This window comes from Chryseobacterium mulctrae, assembly GCF_006175945.1.
Classification (GTDB): Bacteria; Bacteroidota; Bacteroidia; order Flavobacteriales; family Weeksellaceae; genus Chryseobacterium; species Chryseobacterium mulctrae.
In genome coordinates, this window is the sequence record NZ_VAJL01000001.1 from 3,257,864 (window position 1) to 3,273,704 (window position 15,841).

Genomic DNA, 15,841 nt, shown 5'->3' on the forward strand with positions numbered 1-15,841 from the left:
AAGTTTAGAGCTAAAAGCTAAGTACCAAAAGCTGTATTATTCCTGTGAACGATCTTCCAGACTGTGATCTTCGCTTTCCAGCCATGAAGTTTTGTAAGACGGGTCTTCTACTTTCATCGCTTCTTCAGTAATTTTCAAAGGACGGAAAGGGTCTACCATTACTGCGTATTCTTCGGTGAATTTTTTACCGATACTTCTTTCCATTGCTCCAGGATGCGGTCCGTGAACAATTCCTCCCGGATGAAGGGTGAAATCCATTAAATCGATATGATTACGGCTCATAAAATCACCTTCTGTATAAAATAATACTTCGTCAGAATCGATATTCGAGTGATTGTAAGGTGCAGGAATTGCCATCGGATGATAATCATACATTCTTGCACAGAACGAACAAACTACAAAGTTGTGTGCCTCAAAAGTCTGGTGAACTGGTGGCGGTTGGTGGATTCTTCCTGTAATGGGTTCGAAGTTTTTGATATTGAATTTATAAGGATAAAAATAACCGTCCCAACCAACAACATCGAATGGATGCGTTGCATAAATGAAATCGGTGATCTGGTTTTCTTTTTTTACTTTAATTAAAAATTCTCCTTTTTCGTCTTTTGGTTCAACAAAAGTCGGAGCGATGATATCTCTTTCACAGAATGGAGAATGCTCCAAAAGCTGTCCAAATTCGTTTCTATATCTTTTTGGAGTATAAATCGGTGAGTGACTTTCGACAACGAAAAATACCGTGTCGTCAGAATTTAATTCAACCTGATAAATCGTTCCTCTGGGAATAATCAGATAATCACCAAAAGAAAATTCAAGATTTCCCACAAAAGATTTCAAAGTTCCGCTTCCGTTATGAACGTACAAAAGTTCATCACACTCAGCGTTTTTGTAGAAATAATCCATTGATTTTCTCGGTTTCGCCAATCCCATTTTCAGGTCATTATTCACCAAAAGAAACTTTCGGCTGTCCATAAAATCGTCTTCAGGAGTTACATTCATTCCTTTAAACATTCTTGGAGTTACGTTTTTGTCTACGGCAATTTTCGGAGTCACATCTTTCGGTTCGCCAATCGATTTGATTTGAGTAGGGCGATGAACGTGATATAGCAAAGAAGAAATTCCATGAAAACCTTCCGTTCCGAAAAGTTGCTCATAGTAGAATTTGTCTTCAGGAGATTTGAAAATTGTATGCCTTTTTTGAGGGATATTTCCCGACTGATGGTATCTCATTTTTACTTTTATATCTAGAATTTCAAATTTAATATTTTTTAATGAATTGAAATTTAAAAACAAATTTTATTTAAGTTTTGTCGTTCTAAAAATAAATGTTAGCTTTGTCTAACAATTTTATTTCATGAAGCGAATATTATTTTCTGCAGTTTTTTTATCGTCGTTTTGTTTCGCTCAGGAAACAGACAGTTTAGATTTAAATAAAACTCAAAAAACCGATTCTGTTAAGATTTCTGAGAAGAAAGAAATCAAAACAAAAGATATCGATGATGTTGTAATTACCGGAACAATAAAGCCAATCAGCAAGTCGAAAAGTCCAGTTGCAGTGGAAATTTACAGTCAGAAATTTTTCCAGAAAAATCCAACTCCGAATGTTTTTGAAGCGATTGCAATGGTAAACGGCGTAAAACCTCAGTTGAATTGTTCGGTTTGTAATACAGGAGATATTCACATCAACGGTTTGGAAGGACCTTACACAATGATTTTGATTGACGGAATGCCGATTGTGAGCTCACTTTCTACAGTCTACGGTTTGAGTGGAATTCCGAATAGTTTAATTGACAGAATTGAAGTAGTAAAAGGTCCGGCTTCGTCACTTTATGGCTCTGAAGCGATGGGTGGAGTCATCAATATTATTACTAAAAATGCTTTGACAGCTCCGAAATTGAGTGTCGATTTAATGACAACAAGCTGGGCTGAAAATAATGTCGATTTGTCTACGAAATTTAATGTGTCTGAAAAAATAGCTTCATTATTAAGTTTAAATTATTTTAATTCGACCAAAAGATTCGACGAAAATAAAGACAATTTCACCGATGCAGCGTTACAAAATAGAATTTCAATTTTCAATAAATGGAATTTCAAAAGAAAAGAAAATCGACAGGCAAGTTTTGCGTTAAGGTATTTGTATGAAGACCGTTTTGGAGGAGAAATGCAGTGGAATAAATCGTATCGTGGAAGCGATGAGGTTTATGGTGAAAGTATTTATACGAACCGGGTAGAAGCTTTTGGAGCTTATCAATGGCCGATGAAAGAAAATATTGTGACGCAGTTTTCTTACAATTTTCATGACCAGAATTCTTTTTACGGAACCAATCCTTTTGAAGCGACTCAAAAAGTAGCTTTTGCACAAACGTATTGGGATAAAAAACTAGGAAATCATGATTTGATCTTAGGCGTGACTTTCAAAAGAACTTTTTATGATGACAACACGCCCGGAACTTTATCCGGTGATGGATTGACAAATGAGCCAATGAAATCACCAATTTTAGGCGCTTTTATTCAGGACCAATGGGAAATAAATGATAAAAATACTTTGTTGTTAGGTTACCGATTTGATTACGATAAAATACATCATGCTGTACATTCACCGCGTTTTGCATGGAAGTTTTCCCCGAATCCTTATCATACTTTGCGTTTCAATTTCGGGACAGGTTTCAGAGTTGTCAATTTATTTACAGAAGACCATGCTGCTTTGACGGGTTCTCGAGATGTTGTGATTCAGTCTAATTTAAAACCCGAAAAATCGGTTAATGGAAACCTGAATTATGTCTGGAAAATTCCTGTTGGTGACAAGTTGATTAATTTGGATGCTTCAGCGTTTTATACTTATTTCAGCAATAAAATTGTCGGCGATTTTGATACGGATCCTGAGAAAATTATTTATGATAACCTTAATGGTTACGGAATTTCAAGAGGAGCATCAATGAATATAGATTATAGTTTTAATTTTCCATTAAGTGTGAATTTTGGCGTTACCTATTTAGATGTATACCAAAAATTTGATGGCGAAACTGAAAAATCCCAACAACTTCATGCCCCAAAATGGAGTGGAACATATAATCTAACATATAAATTTCCGAGTAATTTGACGATAGATTTTACAGGACAATTTTACGGACCGATGCGATTGCCGGTTTTACCGAATGATTACCGACCGGAATATTCTCCGTTTTATAATCTTGCGAATATTCAGGTTTCGAAAAGTTTTAAATCCGGATTTGAAGTGTATTGCGGAATTAAAAATCTATTCAATTTCACCCCAAAAGATCCTTTGATGCGACCGTTTGACCCGTTTGATAAAAATGTTGGCGACCCAATCTCTAATCCGAATCGATATACCTTTGATACGACGTACGGATATGCTCCAATGCAGAAAATCAGAGGTTTTTTAGGCGTGAAATATATTTTAAAGTAAGATTGATTTGTATATGTTTTTAACGCAAAGATTTATTTTTTAGATATAAATATTTAAGGAGCAAAGATGAATCAATAAGTTGATTAAGCTATATTTTCAAGCTTAGCGAAGCAAATTTATTTGCCTTTGCCTCTTAAAATAATATGCTATCCTAAATAAATCTTTGTGTCAAATGAATTCTAAAGTAATGAAGGTCAAAAATTTGATAAAATGAAAAACTTAACGATATTTTTATTTTTAATGTTGGTGCCGAGTTTTTGTCTTTCACAGATGAAAAGCGGCACTTTTTCGGATTGGGAAATTCAGCAACAGAAAGAAGCAAAACCTACAATTATTCATATTTATACCGATTGGTGCGCCATCTGCAAGATTGAATCTTTTCAATTAAATAAAGATAAAGAATTGGTTGAAATGATCAATGAGAATTTTGATTTCATCAATTTTGAAGCTGAAAAAACAAAAGAAAAAATCATTTTTCAAGGGAAAGAATTCAATTATTTACCCAACGGAAACTCTGGAATTCATGAATTGGTTTTGGCTTTATCTAAAAATAAAAATCAACCTGTTTACCCATTGTGGATTATTTTAAATGAAAATCAGGAGTTGGTGTATTATCATGAAGGACAATTTAAGCCTGAAAAAATGAAGAAAAAATTAAATGAAATTTTAAAACTTTAATTTTATATCTCGCAGATTTTGCAGATTTAGCAGATGATTGTGTGTAAGGAGTTTAAACAAAAAATCTGCATTATTCGCAAAATCTGCGAAAGAAATTATTCTGCATCGATCAACACCGCCAATTGAATGCAAGCTTCATCAGAACGATTGCTCCAGGCGTGATTGGTTCCTCTTTGGATAACAATATCTCCGGCTTTCAACAGTGTTTCTCCTTCTTCCATAATTAAATACAATTCTCCGGAAAGTATAATGATATAATCTAAAGTCTGAGTTTGGTGCATCATTGGATGAGGTTCTCCAACTTTAAATTCCACTCCCAAATCTTTGTCAGGCGGAATGAAAACATATCTGAAGTACGTTCCATTTTTCGGTGTTTGCGGAAATCCTGTATTAGGAATTTGAGTTTCAAAATCTAAATTTGCTGGCATTTTCTGAGTATTCCAAATGTCTGAAATGATCAAGCCCGGAAGATGTTCTACAACATTTTCAATTGGTTGATCTTCGATGATAGTTGATTTTCCGTTCTCAATTCCTGTTACAATTCTTCTTGGTATTTTATTCATGAGTCATTATTAATTTATTTCCTTGGGTTTGATTGTTTTTTAGCATCGAATGAGCTTTCAAGACTGTTTCCAGAGAAAGACTTCCTAAATGTTTATAATTAGGAGGAGTGATGATTTCGTTTTCAATCAATCTTGAAATTTCATTTAAACTGTTTTGATAATATTGATAATTTTGGGTCATTGCATATGCATAATTTGAAATATTCATGATTATATTTCCTTTATTGAAAAGCGTTTCGCGCGATTGTTTATGAGTCAATGCTGTTACATCGACATAAGTTCCATTGATTTGTAGAACTTGTGCCGTGATTTCTGACATATAATTTCCAACCAGATCAATTCCAACATCAAAAAAATGATTGTTATTGGCATTGAGAATATTTTCGACCAGATTTTCATTTTTATAATTAATTATTTGATGGTCTTTCAATCCCATTTTCAGTAGAATATTTCTGTTTTCTTCAGTTCCGACTGTTGCAGTGATGTTATGGAAATTATGAGCCAATAAAAGTTTAATTAAAAAAGAACCGACACCGCCAACGGCTCCTGTAATGAATACAGGGTCATTTTGGTTAAGCTTTAAACGATTGAAGATCTGTAAAGCAGTCATTCCAACTGACGGAATTGCAGCTACTTGTTCAAAAGAAATATTTTTAGGTTTCAAGGCTACAATTGCTTCTGGAACAGCGATAAATTCTGCATAAGTTCCGTTGCTTCCCATAGAGCCACTTCCACAAAAAACTTTATCTCCAATATTGAATTGAGTAACATCATTGCCTTTGTCGACAATGATTCCTGAAAGTTCACGTCCTAAAATTGGGGAACTGATGAGCTTTCTTTCCAACTCGTTTTCCAGCATTTGATAATCGATCGGATTGAAACCACTTGCTTTAATTTGTATTAAAACTTCGTTACTTTTTGGTTCAGGTTTTTCAACAAAGCCATCTTCCAATTGTAAATTTTTATTTAAAATAACTACTTTCATAATTCTCCATTGAAGTACAAATGTAAAAACAGAATAGTTTATATTTGTTATTAGTTAACTCTTGGTAACTAGTAACATTAAAGTAACTATCGATGGCAAAGATCATAGAAAACGGAGTAGAAAGGGAAGCGAATTGTACAGAAGAACTATTCGCAATGCGCGACAGTCTGGATGTTTTAGGTGGGAAATGGAAGTTGATGATTCTACGGTATTTAACCAATCGTACAGATCAAAATATTCATTTCAAAAAGCTGGAACGAGGAATTGAGGGAATTTCTGCAAAAATGCTGAGCAAAGAATTGAAAGGACTGGAAATAAATTTATTGATCACCCGAACGATTCAGGATACAAAACCAATCACCGTAACATATGCTGTTACAGAATATGGGAAATCTGTTTTTCCGGTTACCGAAACTTTGGTGAATTGGGGATTGATTCACCGTGAAAAAATTAAGGAATCGATGAGCTCTTGAGAATCAGTCTTTTATTGGAGTAAATATAAAATCTCTCGCAGATTAGGTTGATTAGCAGATGATTCTTTCTGAAAAAATATGCGCTATCTGCAAAACCTGCGAGAGAAACTAAAAAATAATTTTATTAAGATCAGTTTTTATCCAACCAGTAATTGACGAGTTCAGAATGGTCTTTAACCCATTCCTTAGCTGTAGTTTCTTTGTTCTTGCTGTTTTCCATTTTAGTCAAAAGATCAGTCATGGTTTGGTCATCAAAATACATTTTAGAAAAGAACTGCGTTAATTCAGGATGATCTTTTCCAAAACTTTTTCTGCTGTACGTTTTAATTTTTTCTGCTTCCCCAAATGTTTTTTTGGGGTCTTCGAGAAATTTTAATTTCATTTTGCCAAACATCCAGTGAGGTTGCCATCCTGCAACAACGATCCATTCTTTACGTTTTATTGCATTCTGAAGTTCGGTAATCATAGCGATTGTAGAAGAATTGATCTGTCTATAATTTAATTTGTAATCAATAATGGCTCTGTCTGTTGCAGCGGTCATTCCGGCTCCTTTTTCTATACCGATGATCCTATTTTTGAATTTTTCCTCATATTTTGGTAATTCTTCAATAGATTTTATGGGAATATAATCGGGAACTACTAAACCGATCTTTCCGTTGTCGTAATTTGTTCCAAGGTTGGTCAACTCCGGGAACTTAGCTATTTTACTTGCATGAGTATAAGGTAACCAAACTCCCAGAAAAAGGTCTGTGTCTTCGTTATTCATTGAAGCTAAAATCATATCTGTGGAAGCTTTCTGAATGACAACATGATAACCCTGTTCATCCAAAATAGCTTTTACAACGTGTGTCATTGCGACGTCTTCTGCCCAACCATCAACCATTCCAATGTTGATGTATTTGGAATTTTTTATGTTTTTACAAGAATTAAATACTCCTAAAATGAGAACAGAAGTAAGTAATAATATATAATTTATTCTTTTCATTTTGCTGTTTTTTTCTTTACAAATCCTTGAGTGATCCGGTCGAGAATAATGGCTAAAATCACGACTGATAAACCACTTTCAAATCCTAAACCGATATCCAGATTATTAATTCCTTCCAAAACTTTTTCACCCAAACCGCCTGCTGCAATCATTCCAGCGATTACAACCATTGATAATGATAATAAAATAGTTTGATTGATCCCTGCTAAAATTGTGTTCATAGCCAAAGGAAGTTCTACTTTAAATAAGATTTGACGATTAGTTGCTCCGAAAGCTCGGGCTGCTTCTACAATATCTTTAGGAACAGATTCAATTCCCAAAGTCGTTAAACGTACTGCAGGTGGCATGGCAAAAATAATGGTTGCAAATGCACCGGGAACTTTACCGATACTGAAAAATAATACAGCAGGAATTAAGTAAACAAAAGCAGGCATTGTCTGCATTAAATCGAGTAATGGACGAATAATTTTCGCCGCAATTTGATTTTTTGCCGCCCATATTCCGAGAGGAACGGAAAGGATCAATGCGGTAAGTGTTGCCACAAAAATAAGTGATAATGTTTCCATGGTTTCTTTCCAGAATCCCATTAAAAATATTAAAGTAAGTCCGGCTGCCGTCATAATGGCGGTTCCTTTTCCTGCTTTCCATAGAGCTAATAATGTGAAAAGTAGAATGATGATGTAAAAAGGCGTGTTGACTAAAGCCCATTCAATTCCTAAAATTGAAGAGTTGCCAACATTTTTTATGATATCAAAGAAAGGTTTTGCGTTATCGGTGAGCCAATTGATAGCAGTTTCTACATATTGACCTATATCTATAGTTTTATTCATCTTATTGGTTGTTTGCGATTTCTTTTAATTCAATAATTTCTTCTTCATTATACTTTGTAGCCTCGATGATGAGAGATAATTGAGTGACCAGTCCTAAAAATTTATTGGTTTCATCTACCACAGCAATCGCTGATTTGCTTCCCGAAATTAAAGGGAGCATTTCTTCGACGGTTGCTTCCTGATATACCGAAGGAACATTACTGTTAATCACCGATTCAACAGTTGGTTCTTTTTTCTTTGCGATTTGAACAATATCACTCAGCGTCACAAAACCCAGAAATTTATTTTGGAAATCTACGACGGGTAAAGTTTCCAAACCTGTGGTTCTCATTTTTCTGAGGGCACCTTCCGGACCATCTTTTCTGAAACGAACTACAGTTGGCTTGTCGAACATTAGAGATTTCGCTGTAATAATCGTTTTACGGTCAACTTTTTCTACAAAAGCTTTTACATAATCACTTGCCGGATTGGTTAAAATATCTTCTGCAGTTCCTATTTGTTCGATGACACCGTCTTTCATAATGACGATTCGGTCTCCGATCTTGATGGCTTCATCCAGATCATGAGTAATAAAGACGATTGTTTTCTGTAGAGTTTCCTGTAATTCGAGAAGCTGATCCTGCATTTCAGATTTTATCAGCGGATCGAGTGCAGAGAAAGCCTCATCCATCAACAAAACTTCGGGATCGTTCGCTAGAGCTCTGGCTAAGCCGACTCTTTGCTGCATACCTCCTGAAAGCTGTGAAGGCAATTGGTTTTCAAAGCCATTTAAACCTACAATATCTAATGCTTTTTGCGCTTTTTCTTCACGAATCGTTTTGCTTTCTCCTCGTATTTCAAGTCCGAACGCTGCATTGCTTAAAACAGTATGATGAGGTAGCAATCCGAATTTCTGAAACACCATGCTCATTTCTGTTCTTCTGACTTCCAGAAGGTCTTTATTATTTTTATCGGTAATATTATCGTTATTGATATATACTTTTCCGGCAGTCGGCTCATTCAGTCTGTTAAGACAACGCAGCAAAGTTGATTTTCCGCTTCCTGAAAGTCCCATAATAACAAAGAATTCCCCTTCATAGATTTCAAAGCTTGCTTTATTAATTCCTACTGTGCATCCTGTTTTTTCAAGAATCTCTTTTTTAGAAAAACCTTTATCCAGAAGTTCTAACGCCTTTTCTTTATTTTTCCCGAAAATTATCGTTAGATCTTCAACTTTAAGTTTTACTTTTCGATTAGTATCAATTGTATCCATATTCAGATTTTGTTAATGTATTTGAAATAAGAAATTGAAACAACGATGCTTTGATGAGTGATATCACCGCATGCAAAAATGTTCAGTATGATTTTTACAGTAAAATCTTTTTTTTAATAACAAAAAGCATACAAAATCATATCAAATGAATGATCGTGTTTATTGTCTTAAAAAGGTTTTACTTTGACAAAGAATGTATTACGTAAAAAAAGAAATCAATCTTTTTTAAATTGAATCAAAGAATAATTATCATCAGGATTATTAAAGATATTTGCCAGAACAACTTAAATTTATCATTATGCTGAAAGCATAAAAAAGCTGTACATCAATTTCTTATGATGGTGCAAATTTACGGATTTTATATTTAATCGAAATTTAAGATTGGAATGTATTGAATTATAGATAGTTGCTTTTATTATGTTTTATGGTTTGAAGAAAGCTGAATTTTTATATAAACGATAGAAAAAATGGTGTTCTCAATAATAAATATTTTTGAACTAAATTATTTCAAAAGCACCGCAATAATCGCCAAAATTGCCGGCAAAGCCTGAACGAAAAAAATCTTCTTAGTCGCTGAAATGGCACCATAAATTCCTGCTACAGCCACACAACTCAAGAAAAATAAAGCAATATTGGTTTGCCATTTTTCATCTTCAATAAAAAAAGACCAGATTAATCCTGCGGCTAAAAAACCATTATACAAACCTTGATTGGCGGCCAACCCTTTTGTGGGTTTAAACATTTCGGCAGGTAAAGCAGCTTTAAAAACTTCTTTTCCTTTGGTTTCCCACGCAAACATTTCCATCCAAAGAATGTAAAGGTGTTCTAGAGCGACAACTGCGATTAAGATTTTGGCAACGATTTCCATGATTTATTGTTTGTTATTGTAAAACTAAAAAAATAAAGTTAAGTTTGGTTATACAATTTCAAAAATGGAAACTTTCAAAGCGCATTTAGATAAAAAACCTGTTTAAACTTTTTAGAAAAAGAGTTTCCAGAAAATTAGCAATTTAGAGTTGCAAAAAAAAGAACTAAAATCTGGAACTCATAAGCAAAGATAAACTGGAAAAATGGATTTTACCTCATTTAAGCAAAGACAAACGAGGGTTTTCCACGAGATTTGATTTAGGAAAAATCTTTAAACTCATTATAAAACGATTGAAAACAGGCTGCCAATGGCGGGAATTAAGCCTCAAAGAATATTTTTCAAAAGAAACAATAAGCTGGCAATTAGTCTATTATTATTTCAATAAATGGTGTAAGGACGGCTCTTTCAAAAGAATTTGGATTTCTCTTCTTCAAAATAATAAAAGGAAATTAGATCTTTCCAGTGTCCAATTGGATGGAAGCCATACCCGAAGTAAAACAGGAGGAGAATCGGTAGGTTATCAGGGAAGAAAATCATCTAAGACCAGTAATTGTATTTTTCTCTGTGATAATCAGGGACAAATGCTTTCAATGGGAAAGCCAATAAGCGGTGAACATCATGATCTTTATAATATTGAAGATACTTTGGAAGAGATTTTCGGTCTTCTGGATGCTGCTGATATAGAGTGTAAGGGATTATTTCTTAATGCCGACTCTGGTTTTGACAGTAAAAAACTTAGAGATATGCTGTATAAAAAAGAAATTATTGGAAATATCAAAGGGAATCCTCGTAACAGGGATACAAAGAATGAAAAATATTTTGATAATGAGTTGTATAAAAGAAGATTCAAAATAGAAAAAGCAAATGCATGGCTTGATAGCTTCAAAGCTTTATTAGTAAGATTTGAGACTTTGAATATTACTTGGACAAATCTACATTATCTCGCTTTCTCTATTTTGTTTCTCAGAAAAATAAAAGTTTAAACAGGTTTAAATTTATTACCATCAATGATGAAGAATTTGCTTCTGTATTTTCTTTTTTCCAGGTTTTAAAAACAAAAAAGAAAGAAAATCTAATGCTTGAAGGAGATGTTTGTAAATTCAAATATTTCGTTCTCGAAGGTTGTCTGAGAAAGTTTTTTGTAAATGAAAAAGGTGTAGAGCAAACCACAGAATTTGCCATCGAAAACTGGTGGATTTCCGACACTTTTGCTTTTGAAAAACAGGTGAAAACAGATTTTAATATTCAGTCTGTTGAAAATTCTACGATTTTAGTGATTGATTTCCATTCTCAGGAATTGTTGCTTCAAAAACATCCGGTGATGGAACGTTATTTCAGAATGATCTATCAAACCGCTTATGCAGCTGCTGAAAAAAGAATCCGCTATATTTATGAGATGACGAAGGAAGAATATTATGTGCATTTTAGTACTCTGTATCCTTGGTTTATCCAAAGAATTCCACAATATTTATTGGCTTCTTTTTTAGGTTTTACACCGGAATATTTAAGTGAAATAAGAGCAAAATTACGTTCTTAAACCAGTTTAAGATTTTTGCGATTCTTAATTCGCAACTTTGTCCTGTTCATAAAAACAAACGCAATGACAGGCAAAGATTCTATATTTCCACAGTTATTTTTAAGGTTAACGATTTCGATGACGATGCTTTCTGCAGTGGCAGACAGATTTGGTTTTTGGGGTGACAACTCAGCTTGGGGAAACTGGGGAAACTTTGAAAAATATACTCGGCAATTAACGTTTTTTCTTCCCGAAACTCTAAGTGCGTTTTCTGCTTATGCCGCTACTTTTTTAGAAATACTTTTTCCTTTGATGCTGATCTTGGGTTTAAAAACAAAAATCGCAGCTTACGGAACCGGAATTTTATTGCTTGTTTTCGCTTTATCAATGAGTATTGCTTTGGGAATAAAAGCGCCTTTAGATTATTCGGTTTGGGTAGGAAGTGCAGCAGCTTTTTTATTGGCAACACAAAAAGAATTTTATTTTTCAATAGATACATTAACTAAAAAACCATAAACAATATGAGTGCAAGAATTAATATGGCAACTGTAGACACTGCCGCTTACAAAGCAATGATGGGATTGGAAGGATATCTTCAAACCATTTCTTTAAACCATATTCAGAAAGAATTGATCAAAATAAGAGCGTCGCAAATCAACGGATGTGCTTTTTGTCTGGATATGCATACAAAAGACGCGATGAAATACGGCGAAACACCACAAAGAATTTATCTTTTAAACGCATGGAGAGAAGCGTTGGATCTTTATACAGAAGAGGAACAGGTGCTTTTAGCAATGACGGAAGAAATTACTTTGATCAGCCAAAAAGGTTTGACTGAAGAAACGTATTATAAGGCTAAGCAATTATTTGATGAAGGTCAGATCGCTCAAATTATCATGGCGATTGTTACCATAAATGCTTGGAACAGAATTGCAATTTCTACACATTTGCCGATCGCAAAGTAGATCTTTAGATACTTTAAAGTCGTTTATAAAAAGAGCTTTTCAAGTTTTATGAAAAGCTCTTTTATTTTTAACACTTGCTGATTATGCAGATTTTGCAAATTTAAAAGTATACGAAATCAGCTTAATCTGAAAAATCAGCGAGAGAATTATTTCGTTTTTTAACGAATTTTAAGTACGATATTAAAGTTGAGATAGCTCAGAGTTAATAAAATTCAATTCTTCCTGAGATAGATCAAAAGACATTGCTTTTGCATTTTCAATGGCTTGTTGAGCGTTTCTTGCTCCTGCTAAAACCACTGTAATTGTGGGTTGTAAAGTTGTCCAACGTAAAACCAATTGAGAAAGAGTAGTTCCTTTGTCTTGTGCGATAGGTTCTATTTTTTCTAAGAATTTTTTTACTTTATCTAAATCGAACTGTGAAAAATATCCGTTTCTGTGATCGTTTTCTTTTAATTGATCTTCTTTAAAATATTTTCCGGTTAAAAGGCCTCTTTCCATTGGACTGTAAACGATAATTCCCGAATTATTTTCTAAAGAATAAGGAACTAAATCATTTTCAATTGCACGGTTAAGCATGCTGTAAGAAACCTGATTGCTTGCTAATTTGAATGTTTGATTGGCTTCTTCCATTTGCTCAACAGAATAATTACTAACACCTGCTGCACGGATTTTTCCTTGTTGAATGAGCAATTCCATCGCTTCCATCGTTTCACTAATCGGCGTTGTAGAATCGGGCCAATGCAATTGTAAAAGATCGATGTAATCTGTTCCCAATCTTTTTAAACTTTCCTCAACTTCTTTGATAATGTTTTCTTTTGAAGCAAATTTATACACAGGAATTATTTTGCCGTCATCATTTGCATCGAAGAAAAATTCACCTTTTCCATTATTGCTTCCATCCCAAACCAATCCGAATTTTGTTAATAACTGGATTTTCGAACGGTCTTTTCCTTTGATAGCTTCACCGATCATTTCCTCACTCAATCCGAAACCATAAAAAGGTGCAGTATCAATGGAAGTTACACCATGATCTAGAGAAGCATGGATTGAGTTGATGGAATCTTGTTTTTCATTTCCACCCCACATATTTCCACCAATCGCAAACGCTCCGTGAGTGATCACTGAAAGTTCTAGATCTGTGTTTCCTAATTTTCTATATTGCATTTTGTCTTTATCTTATTTTTTGATTTTGTTTTCAATTTAACCTTAAAATATTTTCAATTTTTGTCATTCTGACGAAGGAAGAATCTAGGTTCAATTTTAGAGACTCTTCAATCCACTTCGTTTCTTTCATAATGACAAACGTATTATTGGCTGTTTTTACTGAAATTATTTATTTAATTCCTTTAAAATAGCTTCACCCACACTTTTTGCAGACTGAGGATTTTGTCCTGTAATTACTCTTTGGTCGCTTACAACATGATTTTCCCAAAGTCTAGATTTTTCAAATTTCGCACCTCTTTCTTTCAGTTTATCTTCCAAAAGAAAAGGAACTACGTTTGTTAATTTTACTTCAGCTTCCTCTTCATTGGTGAAAGCGTTAATTTTTTTACCGTCAACCAAATACTTTCCGCTATTCAATTTAATATTCACCAAACCAGCCGGACCGTGGCAAACTGCAGCTACAATTCCTCCGTTCTCATAAATTTTTGAAGCAATTTTTGATAATTCTGTATTGTCCGCAAAATCCCACATTGCGCCGTGACCTCCTGCATAAAAAATGGTAGAATAATCATTTGGATTTACTTGTGAAGGCTGTAAAGATTGGTCGATTTTACTTTTGTCTTTACTTTCCCAGAATTCTTTATTGACAGAATCTTTTAAATCAAATCCATCAACAGGCGGAGTTCCGCCTTTCGGGCTTACAAAATCAATTTCGTAACCGGCTTTGTGAAGAACTTCCCAAGGATGCGAAACTTCACCAAGATAGTATCCGGTTTCTTCGCCGGTGTCACCTTTTTTGTCATGACTGGTCACGACAAACAGAATTTTCTTTTTCATATTTTTTGATTTTTTGGTTTGTGATTGTATGAATCCTACTGTAAATAATGCAAGAATTAATAATGCTAATTTTTTCATATTTAATAATTTTCTAACCATTAAGGTTTATTTAAGAAGTTTAGAATATTAAGATCTAGTTACGCTTTAAGCGTTTGCTTTAAAAAAAAATCTGTTGATTTTCCTTAATTAAACTTAACATCTTAAATTTTCTTAATAGTTTAATGTTTAAATAATTTCAGTTAAATAAATCTGTGGTTTTTCCTGCAACTTTTCATCAACTAAATCTCCAAAGGCTTTAATGTAAGGCTGTTCGTTATGCTGTTTCAATCCTTCTTCATTTTTCCATATTTCGTAGAAAACAAAATGATTTTTATCTTCAATTCCTTGATGAAGTGTGTACAGCTCGTTGGCTTCTTCTTTTCTGGTTTCTGTTACCATATTTTGAAGAACTTCCAAAATTTCGGTTCTGTGCTCTTCTTTTGCTTTTATTATTGCGGTAAGATAGATTTTCATTAGACTAATTGTGGTTTTAGTTCTTTTTCAAAAACGTTTGTAAGATGTTCTCTGTATAATTTCATATCGCGCTCGATATTTGCATTTTTCTCTACATCATGGAAGTGGAAACTTTCCATTTTTTCTAAAGAAACGAATGCATTCATTCTGTGAAAACCAAATAATGGTCCATTGTCTACACTTGTTTCGTTGAAAAATTCTCCGGGAAGTGTGAAGGCTGTTTCCGGTGCATTCCAGCTTGTAGTAACCATATATTTTCTTCCACCCAACATTCCTCCGGTTCCGTAGTTGATCTTCGGATTTTCAGAAGTTCTACCGTCGCTCATATAAATTCCTTTTGCATGACCGGCTGTGAAAACTTCATCGATATATTTTTTCAAACCATTCGGCAACTGAAACCACCAAATCGGAGTGTGGTAAATAATATAATCTGCCCAGACAAATTTTTCTACTTCTTCGTTTTTATTGTAATTGTCGCTTACATTGCTGATTTTCACTTCTACATTTTCGAATTTTTTTAAAACTTCCAATGTGTTTTCTGCAATTGTCTGATTATATTTTCCTCCTGAATGTCCGAAGTTTTGTCCACCGTTGATGATTAATACTTTTTTCATTTTGTATGATTGTTTAAATTTTACTCTGCAAAGTTAGGTTGAGAATTTGTATAATTAAAATAATATAAATTATATTAAACTATCAGAATAATGATATTTAAAAATGTTGATTTTAAAAACTCTTCATTTATTGCGAAGCCAAATTTATTATTACATTTTATCTTTTACGAATTTCAT

18 protein-coding genes are annotated in these 15,841 nt (G+C 33.7%); 7 read left to right on the forward strand and 11 right to left on the reverse strand.

Features of this window, described 5'->3' with window-relative positions:
- Positions 1–36: 36 nt before the first annotated feature.
- Entirely contained in the window at positions 37–1,224 is a 1,188-nt protein-coding gene (locus tag FDY99_RS15005; protein WP_139422599.1) for a homogentisate 1,2-dioxygenase, read from the reverse strand.
- 124 nt (positions 1,225–1,348) lie between these two features.
- Here FDY99_RS15005 and FDY99_RS15010 point away from each other — a divergent pair, with 124 nt between their 5' ends.
- Positions 1,349–3,421, forward strand: a complete 2,073-nt coding sequence (locus FDY99_RS15010) for a TonB-dependent receptor plug domain-containing protein (RefSeq protein ID WP_139422602.1) — start codon at positions 1,349–1,351, stop codon at positions 3,419–3,421.
- A 210-nt stretch (positions 3,422–3,631) separates the two neighbouring features.
- Positions 3,632–4,099, forward strand: a complete 468-nt coding sequence (locus tag FDY99_RS15015) for a thioredoxin family protein (RefSeq protein WP_139422604.1) — start codon at positions 3,632–3,634, stop codon at positions 4,097–4,099.
- A gap of 95 nt (positions 4,100–4,194) precedes the next feature.
- Here FDY99_RS15015 and FDY99_RS15020 read toward each other — a convergent pair whose 3' ends face one another.
- Both FDY99_RS15020 and FDY99_RS15025 read right to left on the reverse strand, forming a co-directional pair.
- The gene (locus FDY99_RS15020) at positions 4,195–4,662 is read right to left on the reverse strand and encodes a cupin domain-containing protein (protein ID WP_139422605.1); all 468 of its coding nucleotides are present in this window, start codon (positions 4,660–4,662) and stop codon (positions 4,195–4,197) included.
- A complete protein-coding gene (locus FDY99_RS15025; protein ID WP_139422607.1) occupies positions 4,655–5,647 on the reverse strand; it encodes a quinone oxidoreductase family protein in 993 nt (330 codons plus the stop codon). Before FDY99_RS15025 ends, FDY99_RS15020 begins: the two co-directional genes overlap by 8 nt.
- 92 nt (positions 5,648–5,739) lie before the next feature.
- On the opposite strand from FDY99_RS15025, the gene FDY99_RS15030 reads away from it, so the two are divergent.
- On the forward strand, positions 5,740–6,120 hold the full coding sequence (locus FDY99_RS15030) for a winged helix-turn-helix transcriptional regulator (RefSeq protein ID WP_139422609.1): 381 nt from the start codon (positions 5,740–5,742) through the stop codon (positions 6,118–6,120).
- A gap of 130 nt (positions 6,121–6,250) precedes the next feature.
- On the opposite strand, the gene FDY99_RS15035 is transcribed toward FDY99_RS15030, so the two are convergent.
- The 4 genes from FDY99_RS15035 to FDY99_RS15050 all read right to left on the reverse strand — a co-directional run bounded on the left by FDY99_RS15035 (position 6,251) and on the right by FDY99_RS15050 (position 10,055).
- Positions 6,251–7,105 carry a glycine betaine ABC transporter substrate-binding protein gene (locus FDY99_RS15035; protein WP_139422611.1) on the reverse strand — a complete coding sequence of 285 codons (855 nt, stop codon included), beginning with the start codon at positions 7,103–7,105 and terminating at the stop codon, positions 6,251–6,253.
- On the reverse strand, positions 7,102–7,935 hold the full coding sequence (locus tag FDY99_RS15040; protein ID WP_139422612.1) for an ABC transporter permease: 834 nt from the start codon (positions 7,933–7,935) through the stop codon (positions 7,102–7,104). The genes FDY99_RS15035 and FDY99_RS15040 overlap by 4 nt, the downstream gene beginning before the upstream one ends.
- Position 7,936: 1 nt before the next feature.
- The gene (locus FDY99_RS15045; protein ID WP_139422614.1) at positions 7,937–9,187 is read right to left on the reverse strand and encodes a quaternary amine ABC transporter ATP-binding protein; all 1,251 of its coding nucleotides are present in this window, start codon (positions 9,185–9,187) and stop codon (positions 7,937–7,939) included.
- 502 nt (positions 9,188–9,689) lie between these two features.
- Positions 9,690–10,055 carry a DUF1304 domain-containing protein gene (locus tag FDY99_RS15050; protein ID WP_139422616.1) on the reverse strand — a complete coding sequence of 122 codons (366 nt, stop codon included), beginning with the start codon at positions 10,053–10,055 and terminating at the stop codon, positions 9,690–9,692.
- Positions 10,056–10,261: 206 nt separating this feature from the next.
- Between FDY99_RS15050 and FDY99_RS15055 the strand changes: the two genes are divergently transcribed.
- The 4 genes from FDY99_RS15055 (at position 10,262) to FDY99_RS15070 (ending at position 12,536) form a co-directional block, all read left to right on the forward strand.
- Entirely contained in the window at positions 10,262–11,038 is a 777-nt protein-coding gene (locus tag FDY99_RS15055) for a transposase (RefSeq protein ID WP_228448942.1), read from the forward strand.
- A 92-nt stretch (positions 11,039–11,130) separates the two neighbouring features.
- Complete coding sequence (locus tag FDY99_RS15060) at positions 11,131–11,592, forward strand: Crp/Fnr family transcriptional regulator (RefSeq protein WP_317129835.1); 462 nt, start codon at positions 11,131–11,133, stop codon at positions 11,590–11,592.
- 63 nt (positions 11,593–11,655) lie between these two features.
- Positions 11,656–12,087 (forward strand): DoxX family protein, encoded by a 432-nt coding sequence (locus FDY99_RS15065; protein ID WP_139422620.1) that lies wholly within the window; start codon positions 11,656–11,658, stop codon positions 12,085–12,087.
- 5 nt (positions 12,088–12,092) lie between these two features.
- Positions 12,093–12,536, forward strand: coding sequence for a carboxymuconolactone decarboxylase family protein (locus FDY99_RS15070; protein ID WP_139422622.1), 444 nt, complete (start codon positions 12,093–12,095; stop codon positions 12,534–12,536).
- A gap of 180 nt (positions 12,537–12,716) precedes the next feature.
- Here FDY99_RS15070 and FDY99_RS15075 read toward each other — a convergent pair whose 3' ends face one another.
- The 4 genes from FDY99_RS15075 to FDY99_RS15090 all read right to left on the reverse strand — a co-directional run bounded on the left by FDY99_RS15075 (position 12,717) and on the right by FDY99_RS15090 (position 15,664).
- Positions 12,717–13,700, reverse strand: a complete 984-nt coding sequence (locus FDY99_RS15075; protein ID WP_139422624.1) for an aldo/keto reductase — start codon at positions 13,698–13,700, stop codon at positions 12,717–12,719.
- A 165-nt stretch (positions 13,701–13,865) separates the two neighbouring features.
- Positions 13,866–14,615, reverse strand: a complete 750-nt coding sequence (locus FDY99_RS15080) for a type 1 glutamine amidotransferase domain-containing protein (RefSeq protein WP_185148735.1) — start codon at positions 14,613–14,615, stop codon at positions 13,866–13,868.
- Between the two features lie 147 nt (positions 14,616–14,762).
- On the reverse strand, positions 14,763–15,050 hold the full coding sequence (locus FDY99_RS15085) for a putative quinol monooxygenase (protein WP_139422626.1): 288 nt from the start codon (positions 15,048–15,050) through the stop codon (positions 14,763–14,765).
- On the reverse strand, positions 15,050–15,664 hold the full coding sequence (locus tag FDY99_RS15090) for an NAD(P)H-dependent oxidoreductase (protein ID WP_139422628.1): 615 nt from the start codon (positions 15,662–15,664) through the stop codon (positions 15,050–15,052). Before FDY99_RS15090 ends, FDY99_RS15085 begins: the two co-directional genes overlap by 1 nt.
- Positions 15,665–15,841 lie beyond the last annotated feature (177 nt).

What these genes read in the sequence shown, in the direction of transcription:
- FDY99_RS15075 (WP_139422624.1), bottom strand. Translation starts at nt 13,700, where the DNA reads ATGCAATATAGAAAATTAGGAAACACAGATCTAGAACTTTCAGTGATC.
- FDY99_RS15005 (WP_139422599.1), bottom strand. Translation starts at nt 1,224, where the DNA reads ATGAGATACCATCAGTCGGGAAATATCCCTCAAAAAAGGCATACAATT.
- FDY99_RS15085 (WP_139422626.1), bottom strand. Translation starts at nt 15,050, where the DNA reads ATGAAAATCTATCTTACCGCAATAATAAAAGCAAAAGAAGAGCACAGA.
- FDY99_RS15035 (WP_139422611.1), bottom strand. Translation starts at nt 7,105, where the DNA reads ATGAAAAGAATAAATTATATATTATTACTTACTTCTGTTCTCATTTTA.
- FDY99_RS15070 (WP_139422622.1), top strand. Translation starts at nt 12,093, where the DNA reads ATGAGTGCAAGAATTAATATGGCAACTGTAGACACTGCCGCTTACAAA.
- FDY99_RS15010 (WP_139422602.1), top strand. Translation starts at nt 1,349, where the DNA reads ATGAAGCGAATATTATTTTCTGCAGTTTTTTTATCGTCGTTTTGTTTC.
- FDY99_RS15015 (WP_139422604.1), top strand. Translation starts at nt 3,632, where the DNA reads ATGAAAAACTTAACGATATTTTTATTTTTAATGTTGGTGCCGAGTTTT.
- FDY99_RS15050 (WP_139422616.1), bottom strand. Translation starts at nt 10,055, where the DNA reads ATGGAAATCGTTGCCAAAATCTTAATCGCAGTTGTCGCTCTAGAACAC.
- FDY99_RS15040 (WP_139422612.1), bottom strand. Translation starts at nt 7,935, where the DNA reads ATGAATAAAACTATAGATATAGGTCAATATGTAGAAACTGCTATCAAT.
- FDY99_RS15065 (WP_139422620.1), top strand. Translation starts at nt 11,656, where the DNA reads ATGACAGGCAAAGATTCTATATTTCCACAGTTATTTTTAAGGTTAACG.
- FDY99_RS15025 (WP_139422607.1), bottom strand. Translation starts at nt 5,647, where the DNA reads ATGAAAGTAGTTATTTTAAATAAAAATTTACAATTGGAAGATGGCTTT.
- FDY99_RS15090 (WP_139422628.1), bottom strand. Translation starts at nt 15,664, where the DNA reads ATGAAAAAAGTATTAATCATCAACGGTGGACAAAACTTCGGACATTCA.
- FDY99_RS15045 (WP_139422614.1), bottom strand. Translation starts at nt 9,187, where the DNA reads ATGGATACAATTGATACTAATCGAAAAGTAAAACTTAAAGTTGAAGAT.
- FDY99_RS15060 (WP_317129835.1), top strand. Translation starts at nt 11,131, where the DNA reads ATGCTTGAAGGAGATGTTTGTAAATTCAAATATTTCGTTCTCGAAGGT.
- FDY99_RS15080 (WP_185148735.1), bottom strand. Translation starts at nt 14,615, where the DNA reads ATGAAAAAATTAGCATTATTAATTCTTGCATTATTTACAGTAGGATTC.
- FDY99_RS15030 (WP_139422609.1), top strand. Translation starts at nt 5,740, where the DNA reads ATGGCAAAGATCATAGAAAACGGAGTAGAAAGGGAAGCGAATTGTACA.
- FDY99_RS15020 (WP_139422605.1), bottom strand. Translation starts at nt 4,662, where the DNA reads ATGAATAAAATACCAAGAAGAATTGTAACAGGAATTGAGAACGGAAAA.